General features: G+C 57.8%; 21 protein-coding genes. 20 read left to right on the top strand and 1 reads right to left on the bottom strand.

All coding sequences use genetic code 11. The features are described 5' to 3' along the window. The 10 genes from tuf to rplP form a co-directional block, all read left to right on the top strand. The coding region (tuf, locus tag BSF79_RS08520) for an elongation factor Tu (RefSeq protein ID WP_090269075.1) at nucleotides 1–1,176 on the top strand (1,176 nt) is incomplete at its 5' end. A gap of 80 nt (nucleotides 1,177–1,256) precedes the next feature. Further along, complete coding sequence (rpsJ, locus tag BSF79_RS08515) at nucleotides 1,257–1,571, top strand: 30S ribosomal protein S10 (RefSeq protein WP_090269434.1); 315 nt, start codon at nucleotides 1,257–1,259, stop codon at nucleotides 1,569–1,571. Nucleotides 1,572–1,588: 17 nt separating this feature from the next. Next, complete coding sequence (gene rplC, locus BSF79_RS08510; protein WP_090269432.1) at nucleotides 1,589–2,314, top strand: 50S ribosomal protein L3; 726 nt, start codon at nucleotides 1,589–1,591, stop codon at nucleotides 2,312–2,314. Continuing rightward, the gene (gene rplD / locus BSF79_RS08505; RefSeq protein ID WP_090269431.1) at nucleotides 2,311–2,928 is read left to right on the top strand and encodes a 50S ribosomal protein L4; all 618 of its coding nucleotides are present in this window, start codon (nucleotides 2,311–2,313) and stop codon (nucleotides 2,926–2,928) included. The genes rplC and rplD overlap by 4 nt, the downstream gene beginning before the upstream one ends. Further along, nucleotides 2,925–3,221 (top strand): 50S ribosomal protein L23, encoded by a 297-nt coding sequence (locus tag BSF79_RS08500; RefSeq protein ID WP_090269429.1) that lies wholly within the window; start codon nucleotides 2,925–2,927, stop codon nucleotides 3,219–3,221. The genes rplD and BSF79_RS08500 overlap by 4 nt, the downstream gene beginning before the upstream one ends. A 194-nt stretch (nucleotides 3,222–3,415) precedes the next feature. Next, entirely contained in the window at nucleotides 3,416–4,258 is an 843-nt protein-coding gene (gene rplB / locus BSF79_RS08495) for a 50S ribosomal protein L2 (RefSeq protein WP_090269428.1), read from the top strand. Nucleotides 4,259–4,261: 3 nt separating this feature from the next. Continuing rightward, the gene (rpsS, locus tag BSF79_RS08490) at nucleotides 4,262–4,540 is read left to right on the top strand and encodes a 30S ribosomal protein S19 (protein WP_090269426.1); all 279 of its coding nucleotides are present in this window, start codon (nucleotides 4,262–4,264) and stop codon (nucleotides 4,538–4,540) included. Nucleotides 4,541–4,543: 3 nt separating this feature from the next. Then, a complete protein-coding gene (rplV, locus tag BSF79_RS08485) occupies nucleotides 4,544–4,924 on the top strand; it encodes a 50S ribosomal protein L22 (protein ID WP_090269424.1) in 381 nt (126 codons plus the stop codon). Beyond that, complete coding sequence (gene rpsC, locus BSF79_RS08480) at nucleotides 4,924–5,631, top strand: 30S ribosomal protein S3 (protein ID WP_090269423.1); 708 nt, start codon at nucleotides 4,924–4,926, stop codon at nucleotides 5,629–5,631. Before rplV ends, rpsC begins: the two co-directional genes overlap by 1 nt. Before the next feature lie 13 nt (nucleotides 5,632–5,644). Further along, nucleotides 5,645–6,058: a 50S ribosomal protein L16 gene (rplP, locus tag BSF79_RS08475; RefSeq protein ID WP_090269422.1), complete on the top strand. Its 414-nt coding sequence runs from the start codon at nucleotides 5,645–5,647 to the stop codon at nucleotides 6,056–6,058. Between the two features lie 215 nt (nucleotides 6,059–6,273). Here the strand turns inward: rplP and BSF79_RS08470 are convergent, their stop codons facing one another. Next, the gene (locus BSF79_RS08470) at nucleotides 6,274–6,894 is read right to left on the bottom strand and encodes a 2OG-Fe(II) oxygenase family protein (protein WP_090269421.1); all 621 of its coding nucleotides are present in this window, start codon (nucleotides 6,892–6,894) and stop codon (nucleotides 6,274–6,276) included. Nucleotides 6,895–7,101: 207 nt separating this feature from the next. Here BSF79_RS08470 and rpmC point away from each other — a divergent pair, with 207 nt between their 5' ends. From rpmC to rpsE, 10 genes are all read left to right on the top strand, one after another. Next, a complete protein-coding gene (gene rpmC / locus BSF79_RS08465) occupies nucleotides 7,102–7,305 on the top strand; it encodes a 50S ribosomal protein L29 (protein WP_175545287.1) in 204 nt (67 codons plus the stop codon). Between the two features lie 13 nt (nucleotides 7,306–7,318). Next, nucleotides 7,319–7,555 carry a 30S ribosomal protein S17 gene (gene rpsQ, locus BSF79_RS08460; RefSeq protein ID WP_090269418.1) on the top strand — a complete coding sequence of 79 codons (237 nt, stop codon included), beginning with the start codon at nucleotides 7,319–7,321 and terminating at the stop codon, nucleotides 7,553–7,555. Between the two features lie 66 nt (nucleotides 7,556–7,621). Next, complete coding sequence (gene rplN, locus BSF79_RS08455; protein ID WP_090269417.1) at nucleotides 7,622–7,990, top strand: 50S ribosomal protein L14; 369 nt, start codon at nucleotides 7,622–7,624, stop codon at nucleotides 7,988–7,990. Between the two features lies 1 nt (nucleotide 7,991). Continuing rightward, nucleotides 7,992–8,303, top strand: a complete 312-nt coding sequence (gene rplX, locus BSF79_RS08450) for a 50S ribosomal protein L24 (RefSeq protein ID WP_090269416.1) — start codon at nucleotides 7,992–7,994, stop codon at nucleotides 8,301–8,303. After that, nucleotides 8,296–8,859 carry a 50S ribosomal protein L5 gene (rplE, locus tag BSF79_RS08445; RefSeq protein WP_090269415.1) on the top strand — a complete coding sequence of 188 codons (564 nt, stop codon included), beginning with the start codon at nucleotides 8,296–8,298 and terminating at the stop codon, nucleotides 8,857–8,859. Before rplX ends, rplE begins: the two co-directional genes overlap by 8 nt. A gap of 17 nt (nucleotides 8,860–8,876) precedes the next feature. Continuing rightward, nucleotides 8,877–9,182, top strand: coding sequence for a 30S ribosomal protein S14 (gene rpsN, locus BSF79_RS08440; RefSeq protein WP_090269414.1), 306 nt, complete (start codon nucleotides 8,877–8,879; stop codon nucleotides 9,180–9,182). A gap of 13 nt (nucleotides 9,183–9,195) precedes the next feature. Beyond that, nucleotides 9,196–9,588, top strand: a complete 393-nt coding sequence (rpsH, locus tag BSF79_RS08435) for a 30S ribosomal protein S8 (protein ID WP_090269413.1) — start codon at nucleotides 9,196–9,198, stop codon at nucleotides 9,586–9,588. 11 nt (nucleotides 9,589–9,599) lie between these two features. Continuing rightward, a complete protein-coding gene (rplF, locus tag BSF79_RS08430) occupies nucleotides 9,600–10,133 on the top strand; it encodes a 50S ribosomal protein L6 (protein WP_090269412.1) in 534 nt (177 codons plus the stop codon). Nucleotides 10,134–10,144: 11 nt separating this feature from the next. Then, nucleotides 10,145–10,504: a 50S ribosomal protein L18 gene (gene rplR, locus BSF79_RS08425; RefSeq protein ID WP_090269411.1), complete on the top strand. Its 360-nt coding sequence runs from the start codon at nucleotides 10,145–10,147 to the stop codon at nucleotides 10,502–10,504. A gap of 12 nt (nucleotides 10,505–10,516) precedes the next feature. Beyond that, on the top strand, nucleotides 10,517–11,077 hold the full coding sequence (gene rpsE / locus BSF79_RS08420) for a 30S ribosomal protein S5 (protein ID WP_090269410.1): 561 nt from the start codon (nucleotides 10,517–10,519) through the stop codon (nucleotides 11,075–11,077). The last annotated feature ends 2 nt before the right edge of the window (nucleotides 11,078–11,079 follow it).

Here is an 11,079-nt window from a genome sequence, read left to right as displayed (position 1 = left end):
ATGGCAAAGGAAAAGTTTGAGCGTAATAAGCCGCACGTTAACATTGGCACGATTGGCCACGTTGACCACGGCAAGACGACGCTGACCGCAGCGATCACCAAGTACTTTGGTGACTTCAAGGCCTACGACCAGATTGATGGCGCGCCGGAAGAGAAAGCCCGCGGGATCACGATCTCGACGGCGCACGTCGAGTATGAGACCGAAGCACGTCACTATGCGCACGTCGATTGCCCCGGCCACGCTGACTATGTGAAGAACATGATCACCGGTGCGGCGCAGATGGACGGCGCGATTCTGGTTGTGAACGCTGCTGACGGCCCGATGCCGCAGACGCGCGAGCACATCCTGCTGGGTCGCCAGGTGGGTATCCCCTACATGGTCGTCTACATGAACAAGGTTGACCAGGTTGACGACGAAGAGCTGCTGGAGCTCGTGGAAATGGAAATCCGCGAACTGCTGTCCTCGTACGATTACCCGGGCGACGATATTCCGATCATTCCCGGCTCGGCTCTGGCCGCGCTGGAAGGCCGTGATCCGGAAATCGGCGAAGAGTCGATCAAGAAGCTGATGGCCGCTGTTGACGAATACATCCCGACCCCGGCGCGTGCCGTGGATCAGCCGTTCCTGATGCCGATCGAAGACGTTTTCTCGATCTCGGGTCGTGGTACGGTTGTAACCGGTCGTGTTGAGCGTGGCGTGATCAACGTTGGCGACAGCATCGAGATCGTCGGCATCCGCGACACCAAAACCACCACCTGTACCGGTGTGGAAATGTTCCGCAAACTGCTGGATCGTGGTGAAGCTGGTGACAACGTTGGCGTCCTGCTGCGCGGCATCGACCGCGAAGGCGTTGAGCGTGGTCAGGTGCTGTGTAAGCCGAAGTCGGTTAACCCGCACACCCAGTTCGAGGCCGAGGCGTATATCCTGACCAAGGAAGAGGGTGGCCGTCACACGCCGTTCTTCGCCAACTATCGCCCGCAGTTCTACTTCCGTACGACGGACGTGACCGGCACCGTTACGCTGCCCGAGGGCACCGAGATGGTGATGCCCGGTGACAACCTGAAGTTCACGGTTGAACTGATCGCGCCGATCGCCATGGAAGACGGCCTGCGCTTCGCCATCCGCGAAGGCGGCCGTACCGTCGGCGCCGGCGTCGTGTCGAAAATTCTGAAGTAATCAAACCTTCGGGTTCGAAGAGGGCCGGCGGATGAGCCGCCGGTCCTCCTATCAACTCTAACGCCGCGAAAGGCTAAGAAATGCAAAGCCAAAACATTCGCATTCGGCTGAAGGCTTTTGACTTTCGTGTGCTGGATGCCAGCACACAAGAGATCGTCAATACGGCCAAGCGCACGGGCGCTCAGGTCCGTGGGCCCATCCCTCTGCCGAACAAGATCGAGAAGTTCACGGTTCTCCGTGGGCCGCACATCGACAAGAAATCCCGCGATCAGTTCGAGATCCGTACGCACAAGCGTCTGCTCGACATCGTTGATCCGACCCCCCAGACCGTGGACGCGCTGATGAAGCTCGACCTCGCCGCTGGTGTGGACGTCGAGATCAAACTGCAATCGTGATAGGGAGGGTATCGCAGATGCGCTCTGGTGTTATCGCAAAAAAGGTGGGGATGACCCGCCTGTTCATGGAAGACGGCAAGCAGATTCCTGTGACCGTTCTTCAGTTGGAAAACCTGCAGGTGGTCGCTCAGCGGACCCCCGAAAAAGACGGCTACACAGCTGTTCAGCTCGGGGCCGGCACGGCCAAGGTCAAGCGGGTCAGCAAAGCCATGCGCGGCCACTTCGCCGCAGCTTCGGTCGAGCCCAAACGCAAGATCGCGGAATTCCGCGTCTCGACGGACAATCTGATCAACGTGGGCGAGGAAATCTCGGCCGAGCATTATGTTGCTGGTCAGAAAGTTGACGTGTCCGGTACGTCGATCGGTAAAGGCTTCCAAGGTGCCATGAAGCGGCACAACTTTGGTGGTCTTCGCGCCTCGCACGGTGTGTCGGTCAGCCACCGTTCGCACGGTTCGACCGGTCAGTGTCAGGATCCGGGTAAGGTTTTCAAAGGCAAGAAGATGGCTGGTCACATGGGTTCTGCCCGTATCACCACCCAGAACCTTGAGGTCGTTCGGACCGACGCCGACCGTGGCTTGATCATGGTCAAAGGCGCCGTTCCCGGCTCCAAGGGTGGCTGGGTCACCATCAAAGACGCCGTGAAGAAGAAACTGCCCGAGAATGTTCCGTTCCCGGCAGCTCTGAAATCGGCCGTGACCGAGGCGCCCGTCGCCGAAGCACCCGTCGAAGGGGGTGAAGCATGAAACTTGATGTGATCAATCTCGACGGCAGCAGCGCCGGTTCGTTGGACCTGTCCGAAGATCTCTTCGGTCTGGAGCCGCGCGCCGACATCCTGCACCGTGTGGTCCGTTGGCAGCGTAACAACGCGCAGGCCGGCACTCACAAGGTCAAGACCCGTTCGGAAACCTCCTACTCGACCAAGAAGATCTATCGCCAGAAGGGCACCGGCGGCGCACGCCACGGTGACCGTAACGCGCCGATCTTCCGTAAAGGTGGTATCTACAAAGGTCCGACCCCGCGCAGCCATGGGCACGACCTGCCCAAGAAGTTCCGCAAGCTGGGTCTGAAGCACGCTCTGTCGGCGAAAGCCAAAGCAGGCGCGCTGGTCGTGATCGAAAACGCCGAAGCTGAAGGCAAAACCGCCGCTCTGGCCAAACAGGTGAAAAACCTCGGCTGGAAACGCGCGCTGATCATCGACGGCGCCGCCGTCAATGAAGGCTTTGCCAAGGCCGCCCGTAACATCGAAGGTCTGGATATCCTGCCGACGATGGGCGCAAACGTCTATGATATCCTCAAGCGTGACACCCTGGTGATCACTCGCGCGGGTATCGAAGCACTGGAGGCTCGTCTGAAATGAGCGCGAAGGCTGAACTGTATGACGTGATCCGCAAGCCGATCATCACCGAGAAGGCCACCATGGCCTCTGAAAACGGTGCGGTCGTGTTTGAAGTGGCAATCGACGCCAACAAACCCCAGATCAAAGAGGCCGTCGAGGCGCTCTTTGGTGTCAAGGTCAAGGCTGTCAACACCACGATCACGAAAGGTAAATCCAAGCGTTTCCGGGGTCAGCTCGGTCGCCGCAAGGATGTCAAAAAGGCTTATGTGACCCTCGAAGAGGGAAATACTATCGACGTGAGCACAGGTCTCTGATAGGAAGCCACGAATCTCACATGGCCCCGGTTTTTTCCGGGGCCATGGGTTTTTAAGAACGGGGACCTTCGGGGCCCTACACACCGGGCACCTGGCGTGGTTTTCATAAGAAAACGGGGCGAGGGGCCTTTAACGAAGACGGGGAAACCTGTCAGTCGGGGTAACCCGACTTTGCTTAACGGAAGACAGAAAGCATGGCACTCAAGTCGTATAAACCGACGACGCCGGGCCAGCGTGGGCTGGTTCTGATCGACCGTTCGGAGCTTTGGAAAGGGCGTCCGGTCAAATCTCTTACTGAGGGTTTGACCAAGAGCGGCGGCCGTAACAATACCGGACGGATCACGATGCGCCGCACAGGCGGCGGGGCGAAACGCCTTTATCGGATCGTCGATTTCAAACGTAACAAATTCGATGTGGCGGCCACCGTCGAACGGATCGAGTATGACCCGAACCGGACCGCCTTTATCGCGCTGATCAAGTACACCGATGGGGAGCAGGCCTATATCCTCGCCCCTCAGCGTCTGGCTGTTGGCGATCAGGTGATTGCGGCTGCAAAGGCCGACATCAAGCCCGGTAACGCAATGCCCTTCTCGGGTATGCCGATCGGTACGATCATCCACAACATCGAGATGAAGCCCGGCAAAGGTGGTCAGATCGCCCGCGCCGCCGGTACCTACGCACAGTTCGTGGGCCGTGATGGTGGCTACGCTCAGATCCGCCTGTCCTCGGGCGAACTGCGCTTGGTCCGTCAGGAATGCATGGCCACAATCGGTGCCGTGTCGAACCCCGACAACTCGAACCAGAACTACGGTAAAGCCGGTCGTATGCGCCACAAGGGCATCCGTCCAAGCGTCCGTGGTGTGGTTATGAACCCGATCGACCACCCGCATGGTGGTGGTGAAGGCCGTACTTCGGGTGGTCGTCATCCGGTGACCCCGTGGGGCAAACCCACGAAAGGCGCCCGGACCCGCAACAAGAACAAAGCGTCCAGCAAGCTGATCATCCGCTCGCGGCACGCCAAGAAGAAGGGGCGTTAATAGATGTCTCGCTCTGTTTGGAAAGGCCCTTTTGTCGACGCTTACGTGCTTAAGAAAGCCGAAGCATCGCGTGAAAGCGGTCGTAGTGAAGTTATCAAGATCTGGTCGCGCCGCTCGACGATCCTGCCGCAGTTTGTCGGCCTGACGTTTGGCGTTTACAATGGCCATAAGCATATCCCGGTAAACGTGTCTGAGGACATGATCGGCCAGAAGTTCGGTGAATATTCGCCGACACGGACCTACTACGGTCACGCGGCTGACAAAAAAGCGAAGCGGAAGTAAGTCATGGGCAAGGAAAAGAACCCCCGCCGCGTGGCAGATAACGAAGCAATGGCAAAACTGCGCATGCTTCGTACCAGCCCGCAAAAGCTGAACCTGGTCGCCGCGATGATCCGCGGCAAGAAGGTGGACAAGGCCCTCACGGACCTGACCTTCTCGAAAAAGCGGATCGCCGAGGACGTGAAGAAATGCCTTCAGTCCGCGATTGCCAACGCCGAGAACAACCACAATCTGGATGTGGATGAACTCGTTGTTGCCGAGGCGTATGTTGGTAAGAACCTGACCATGAAGCGCGGTCGTCCGCGGGCACGTGGCCGGTTTGGCAAGATCGTCAAGCCGTTCTCCGAGCTTACCATCAAGGTGCGTCAGATTGAGGAGCAAGCCTAATGGGTAATAAAACCAATCCGATCGGCATGCGCCTTCAGGTCAACCGTACCTGGGACAGCCGTTGGTATGCCGAGTCCAAGGACTTCGGGAACCTTCTTCTGGAAGACCTGAAAATCCGCGACTTCATCCGTGAAGAGTGCAAGCAGGCCGGTATTTCCCGCGTGATCATCGAACGTCCGCACAAAAAGTGCCGCGTCACGATCCACACGGCACGTCCGGGTGTCATCATTGGCAAGAAAGGCGCAGACATCGAAACTCTGCGCAAGAAAATCGCCAACATGACCAAGTCCGAGCTGCACCTCAACATTCTCGAAGTGCGTAAGCCCGAGCTTGATGCTCAGCTGGTTGCCGAATCGATCACGCAGCAGCTCGAGCGTCGTGTATCGTTCCGTCGTGCCATGAAGCGTGCCGTTCAGAACGCCATGCGTATGGGCGCCCTGGGAATCCGGGTGAACGTTGCTGGCCGTCTTGGCGGAGCCGAGATTGCACGGACCGAATGGTACCGCGAAGGTCGTGTGCCGCTGCACACGCTGCGCGCGGATATCGACTACGCCCATGCCGAAGCGATGACCGCCTATGGCATCATCGGCGTCAAAACCTGGATCTTCAAAGGCGAGATTATGGAACATGACCCTCAGGCTCATGACCGTCGCCAAGCCGAGCTCCAGGAAGGCCCTGCGCCCCGTGGCGCCGGCGGCCGTCGTTAAGGAGATATGAGCGATGCTTCAGCCAAAGCGTACCAAATTCCGCAAGCAGCATAAGGGCCGTATCCACGGTCTGGCCAAAGGCGGTAGCGACCTGAACTTCGGCACATATGGCCTCAAGGCCACTCAGCCCGAGCGTGTCACGGCCCGTCAGATCGAAGCGGCTCGCCGCGCGATGACGCGTCACATGAAACGTCAGGGCCGTGTCTGGATCCGTATCTTCCCCGATACGCCCGTGACCTCGAAGCCGACAGAAGTGCGGATGGGTAAAGGTAAAGGTTCGGTTGATTACTGGGCTGCCAAAGTCAAACCCGGCCGCGTGATGTTCGAAATCGACGGCGTGGACGAAGTCATAGCGCGTGAAGCGCTGCGTCTGGCGTCCATGAAGCTGCCGGTTAAGACACGCTTCGTGATCCGCGAAGACTGGTAAGCGTACGGCGGGATCACTTCCCGCCCTACGTCAAGACATAAAACCCCCGTCGAGTGATCGGCGGGGGTTTTCTGTTGTTTCATCGAAAAATGTAAAGTTATCATCGTCGCGATGGGACTGCGCCATCACAACAGCGCACCATACTTTCGGATGTATAGATCGCTGTCCCCAAGCTGATGGAACACCAGCCAAGTCAAAGACTGCCCGAGGGCGTCTCACTCCCAGCTGTAATTGAAACTCACGCTGATCCGCTCGGTTTCCGCCATATTCATCGGCACCTCATGGCGCAGCCAGCTTTCCCACAGCAGTACGTCGCCAGCATCGGGCGCGACATAGATAAAGCTACGCAGCTCGTCGCGCGCCTTCTTCTTGCGCGTCGGCGCGGCCATCATCATCGGCAGGCGCGGGTCTTCGAACTTGATCGCGCTCGCCCCCGTGGGCATGGTGACATAGGTGGTGCCACTGATCACGCTATGGGGGTGGATATGCGAGGTGTGAATGCCGCCTTCAGGCAGGATATTGATCCACAGGCTGTCCAGCTTGACCTTTTTGTCGCCCAGATCGAATTGCAGGTCTTTGACAAAGGCCGCAACATGCTTGTCCAGCACCTTGACCAGATCCTTGAAGATCGGAAAGCGCCACGGCAGGTCGGTCAGCGAGGCATAGCTGGTATAGCCGGGATAGCCGTTCTTCTCGCACCATTCCTGACCGGCCTCATCATCGATGGCGATGGCCAGGCACGAGGTTTCAAGTTCATCCGTATCGATGGCCTTGCCGAATTCCGACAGGGCAGCACGGTAGAGGCGGGTGGCAAAAAGCGATTCAATCTGTGACATGGCGCCCTTCTAGCCCAGCCTGCAGCGCATGGCGAGAGGGCACAATATCGCAATGATATCGCCGACACCGAATGAAACAACGGGTTTGAAGGTATCAGGGGTTGCTTATTGCGTCGCCACGGCGTAAACGGCCCTCTCATCATGAACTCCACTGGAATCAGGGTGACCCTTCGCGGGCCCTCCAGTGATGTTGAAAGGAAGATGGCGATGAACGCCCAGGAACTACGTGACAAAACCCCGGACCAACTCCGCGAGGAACTGGTCGCTCTGAAGAAAGAAGCATTCAACCTGCGCTTTCAACAGGCAACGGGTCAGCTGGAAACCACTGCTCGCATCAAATCGGCTCGCCGTGACGCTGCGCGTGTGAAGACCATCCTGAACGAAAAGGCCGCTGCTGCGGCTGCAGAATAAGGGAAGCCTCAAGATGCCCAAACGTATCCTCTCTGGCACCGTGACCAGCACTGCAAACGCACAGACCGTAACGGTCTCTGTCGAGCGTCGCTTCACGCACCCTGTTCTGAAGAAAACCATCCGTAAGTCCAAGAAGTACCGGGCTCACGATGAAACCAACGCTTTCAATGTCGGTGACGCCGTCCGCATTCAGGAATGTGCGCCGAAGTCGAAAACGAAACGCTGGGAAGTTCTGTCCGCCGAGGCATAACTTTTCAGTTTGATCGAAACCCTGGGGAATAGGTAATAATGCCCCCCACAGGTCGGGAGAAACCAAATGATCCAGATGCAGACCAATCTGGATGTCGCTGACAACTCCGGCGCTCGCCGGGTGCAGTGCATCAAGGTCCTCGGCGGTTCGCACCGTCGTTACGCGTCGGTCGGTGACATCATCGTAGTATCGGTGAAAGAAGCCATTCCGCGCGGCCGTGTGAAAAAAGGCGATGTCCGCAAGGCCGTCGTTGTTCGCACAGCTAAAGAAGTCCGTCGTGAAGACGGCACCGCGATCCGCTTTGATCGCAACGCCGCCGTCATCCTGAACAACAGCAACGAGCCTGTTGGGACCCGTATCTTCGGGCCAGTTGTTCGCGAGCTTCGCGCAAAGAACTTCATGAAGATCATCTCACTCGCCCCGGAGGTGCTGTAAGATGGCTGCTAAGTTGAAAACTGGCGACAAGGTCGTCATTCTTGCCGGTAAGGACAAGGGACAGACAGGCACAATCGCCTCTGTTGACCCCAAAGCCGGTAAAGCGGTTGTGGACGGCCTGAACATGGCCATCCGTCACACCCGCCAAAGCCAGACCGATCAGGGCGGCCGCATCCCCAAGGCGATGCCGATTGCACTGTCGAACCTGGCATTTGTCGATGCAAATGGCAAAGCCAGCCGCGTTGGCTTCCGCATGGAAGGCGACAAGAAAGTGCGTTTTGCCAAGACCACGGGGGACGTGATCGATGCTTGATACTGCAACCTATACCCCGCGTCTGAAAACGCTGTTCGCAGACACGATCCGCGCCGCTCTGAAGGAAGAATTTTCCTATAAGAACGACATGCAGATCCCGCGTCTGGACAAAATCGTTCTGAACATCGGTTGTGGCGCTGCAGCTGTCCGTGACAGCAAAAAAGCCAAATCCGCTCAGGAAGACCTGACCACCATCGCCGGCCAAAAGGCGCTGACCACGATCGCTAAGAACTCGATCGCTGGCTTCCGCGTCCGTGAAGGCATGCCGATGGGCGCGAAAGTGACCCTGCGCGGCGACCGGATGTACGAATTCCTTGATCGTCTGATCACCGTTGCAATGCCCCGTATCCGCGACTTCCGCGGCGTGTCGGGCAAAAGCTTTGATGGCCGCGGCAACTATGCCATGGGCCTGAAAGAGCACATCGTGTTCCCCGAGATCGATTTCGACAAGATCGACGAATCCTGGGGTATGGACATCGTGATTGCCACCACCGCGAAAACCGACGCGGAAGCGAAGGCACTGTTGAAGCATTTCAACATGCCCTTCAACAGCTAAGCGCGGGAGAGAGAGTTATGGCTAAAAAAGCAATGATCGAACGCGAGAAAAAGCGCGAGAAGCTGGTGGCGAAATACGCCGTCAAGCGCGCTGCTCTCAAAGAGATCGTGAATGACGAAAGCAAGCCGATGGAAGAGCGTTTCCGCGCTTCCCTGAAGCTGGCTCAACTGCCGCGCAACAGCTCGGCTACCCGTTTGCACAACCGCTGTCAGCTGACAGGCCGTCCCCACGCTTACTACCGTAAGCTCAAGGTCAGCCGTATCATGCTGCGGGAACTTGGCTCGTTTGGCCAGATCCCCGGTTTGGTGAAATCCAGCTGGTAAGGGAGAGAATGATATGAACGATCCTATCGCCGACATGCTCACCCGTATCCGCAACGCTCAAATGCGTGGCAAATCGACGGTTTCCACTCCTGCGTCCAAGCTGCGTGCCTGGGTTCTGGATGTGTTGGCCGACGAAGGCTACATCCGCGGTTATGAGAAATCCACAGGCGCCAACGGCCACCCGGCTCTGGAAATCAGCCTGAAATACTTTGATGGCACCCCCGTCATTCGCGAAATCAAGCGGGTCTCCAAACCCGGTCGTCGCGTTTACATGGGCGTCAAAGATATCCCCACGATCCGTCAGGGTCTGGGTGTGTCGATTGTCAGCACTCCGAAAGGTGTGATGTCGGATGCAGCAGCACGGACCGCCAATGTTGGTGGTGAAGTGCTCTGCACGGTCTTCTAAGGAGGAAGGCAATGTCTCGTATTGGTAAGAAACCGGTCGAGCTGCCCGCAGGCGTTTCGGCGTCCGTGTCCGGCCAGACCATCGAAGTTAAGGGTCCGAAAGCGACTCAGAACTTTACCGCAACTGACGATGTCACCATCACCGTCGATGGTAACCTCGTTTCCGTGGCCCCGCGTGGGTCGTCGAAACGCGCCCTTCAGCAATGGGGCATGTCGCGCACTATGGTCGCGAACATGGTTCAGGGCGTGACGAGCGGTTTCAAGAAAGAGCTCGAGATCACAGGTGTGGGTTACCGCGCCGCGATCCAGGGCAACGTTCTGAAGCTGTCGTTGGGTTACTCACATGAGGTCAACTTCGACGTGCCGGCCGGTGTCACCGTGACCTGCCCGAAGCAGACCGAGATCACGATCGAGGGCGATGATTCGCAACTCGTTGGCCAGGTGGCCGCGAACATTCGCGATTGGCGCCGTCCCGAGCCCTACAAAGGCAAAGGGATCCGGTACAAAGGCGAGTTCATCTTCCGTAAGGAAGGCAAGAAGAAGTAAGGACCCAGGATATGGCAAACAGCAAAAGAACCCTGTTTCTGAAGCGCCGCCTGCGCGTTCGGAACAAACTGCGGAAAGTGAACGCCGGGCGCGTTCGTCTTTCCGTTCACCGCAGCAACAAGAACATCAGCGTTCAGCTGATCGACGATGTGAATGGCGTCACCCTGGCCTCTGCCTCCACTCTGGAGAAAGATCTGGGCGTGGTTGGCAAGAACAACGTCGAAGCAGCAACCAAGGTGGGTGCGGCAATCGCCGAGCGCGCCAAGAAAGCTGGTGTTGAAGACTGCTACTTCGATCGTGGTGGTTTCCTCTTTCACGGCAAAGTGAAGGCCTTGGCCGACGCTGCGCGTGAAGGTGGCCTCAAGTTCTAAGGAGACGATAGAATGGCAAGAGAAGATAACCGCCGGGGTCGCGATCGCGACGAAACGCCGGAATTCGCCGATCGTCTCGTAGCGATCAACCGCGTGTCGAAAACCGTGAAGGGTGGTAAGCGTTTTGGCTTCGCCGCACTTGTGGTGGTAGGCGATCAGAAAGGCCGTGTCGGCTTCGGTAAAGGCAAAGCGAAAGAGGTCCCCGAGGCCATTCGCAAAGCCACCGAGCAGGCCAAGCGTCAGATGATCCGTGTGCCGCTGCGCGAAGGCCGCACGCTGCATCACGACATGGAAGGCCGTCATGGCGCCGGTAAGGTCGTCATGCGCACCGCACCGGAAGGTACCGGCATCATTGCTGGTGGCCCGATGCGTGCCGTGTTCGAAATGCTGGGGATCAAGGACGTTGTGTCGAAGTCGATTGGCTCGCAGAACCCCTACAACATGATCCGCGCAACCATTGACGGGCTGACCAAAGAAACCAGCCCTCGTATGGTCGCACAGCGTCGTGGCAAGAAGGTCGCCGACATCCTCAAAAAGGATGATGCACCGGCCGCCGAAGCTGCTGAAGCATAAGG

Source organism: Thalassovita taeanensis (assembly GCF_900110775.1).
GTDB classification, from domain to species: Bacteria; Pseudomonadota; Alphaproteobacteria; order Rhodobacterales; family Rhodobacteraceae; genus Litorimicrobium; species Litorimicrobium taeanense.
This window is presented reverse-complemented; position numbering and strand designations above follow the sequence as displayed.

Excerpts from the sequence above, each read along its gene's own strand:
- rpsJ (WP_090269434.1), top strand. The coding sequence starts at position 1,257 with ATGCAAAGCCAAAACATTCGCATTCGGCTGAAGGCTTTTGACTTTCGT.
- rplC (WP_090269432.1), top strand. The coding sequence starts at position 1,589 with ATGCGCTCTGGTGTTATCGCAAAAAAGGTGGGGATGACCCGCCTGTTC.
- rplD (WP_090269431.1), top strand. The coding sequence starts at position 2,311 with ATGAAACTTGATGTGATCAATCTCGACGGCAGCAGCGCCGGTTCGTTG.
- BSF79_RS08500 (WP_090269429.1), top strand. The coding sequence starts at position 2,925 with ATGAGCGCGAAGGCTGAACTGTATGACGTGATCCGCAAGCCGATCATC.
- rplB (WP_090269428.1), top strand. The coding sequence starts at position 3,416 with ATGGCACTCAAGTCGTATAAACCGACGACGCCGGGCCAGCGTGGGCTG.
- rpsS (WP_090269426.1), top strand. The coding sequence starts at position 4,262 with ATGTCTCGCTCTGTTTGGAAAGGCCCTTTTGTCGACGCTTACGTGCTT.
- rplV (WP_090269424.1), top strand. The coding sequence starts at position 4,544 with ATGGGCAAGGAAAAGAACCCCCGCCGCGTGGCAGATAACGAAGCAATG.
- rpsC (WP_090269423.1), top strand. The coding sequence starts at position 4,924 with ATGGGTAATAAAACCAATCCGATCGGCATGCGCCTTCAGGTCAACCGT.
- rplP (WP_090269422.1), top strand. The coding sequence starts at position 5,645 with ATGCTTCAGCCAAAGCGTACCAAATTCCGCAAGCAGCATAAGGGCCGT.
- BSF79_RS08470 (WP_090269421.1), bottom strand. The coding sequence starts at position 6,894 with ATGTCACAGATTGAATCGCTTTTTGCCACCCGCCTCTACCGTGCTGCC.
- rpmC (WP_175545287.1), top strand. The coding sequence starts at position 7,102 with ATGAACGCCCAGGAACTACGTGACAAAACCCCGGACCAACTCCGCGAG.
- rpsQ (WP_090269418.1), top strand. The coding sequence starts at position 7,319 with ATGCCCAAACGTATCCTCTCTGGCACCGTGACCAGCACTGCAAACGCA.
- rplN (WP_090269417.1), top strand. The coding sequence starts at position 7,622 with ATGATCCAGATGCAGACCAATCTGGATGTCGCTGACAACTCCGGCGCT.
- rplX (WP_090269416.1), top strand. The coding sequence starts at position 7,992 with ATGGCTGCTAAGTTGAAAACTGGCGACAAGGTCGTCATTCTTGCCGGT.
- rplE (WP_090269415.1), top strand. The coding sequence starts at position 8,296 with ATGCTTGATACTGCAACCTATACCCCGCGTCTGAAAACGCTGTTCGCA.
- rpsN (WP_090269414.1), top strand. The coding sequence starts at position 8,877 with ATGGCTAAAAAAGCAATGATCGAACGCGAGAAAAAGCGCGAGAAGCTG.
- rpsH (WP_090269413.1), top strand. The coding sequence starts at position 9,196 with ATGAACGATCCTATCGCCGACATGCTCACCCGTATCCGCAACGCTCAA.
- rplF (WP_090269412.1), top strand. The coding sequence starts at position 9,600 with ATGTCTCGTATTGGTAAGAAACCGGTCGAGCTGCCCGCAGGCGTTTCG.
- rplR (WP_090269411.1), top strand. The coding sequence starts at position 10,145 with ATGGCAAACAGCAAAAGAACCCTGTTTCTGAAGCGCCGCCTGCGCGTT.
- rpsE (WP_090269410.1), top strand. The coding sequence starts at position 10,517 with ATGGCAAGAGAAGATAACCGCCGGGGTCGCGATCGCGACGAAACGCCG.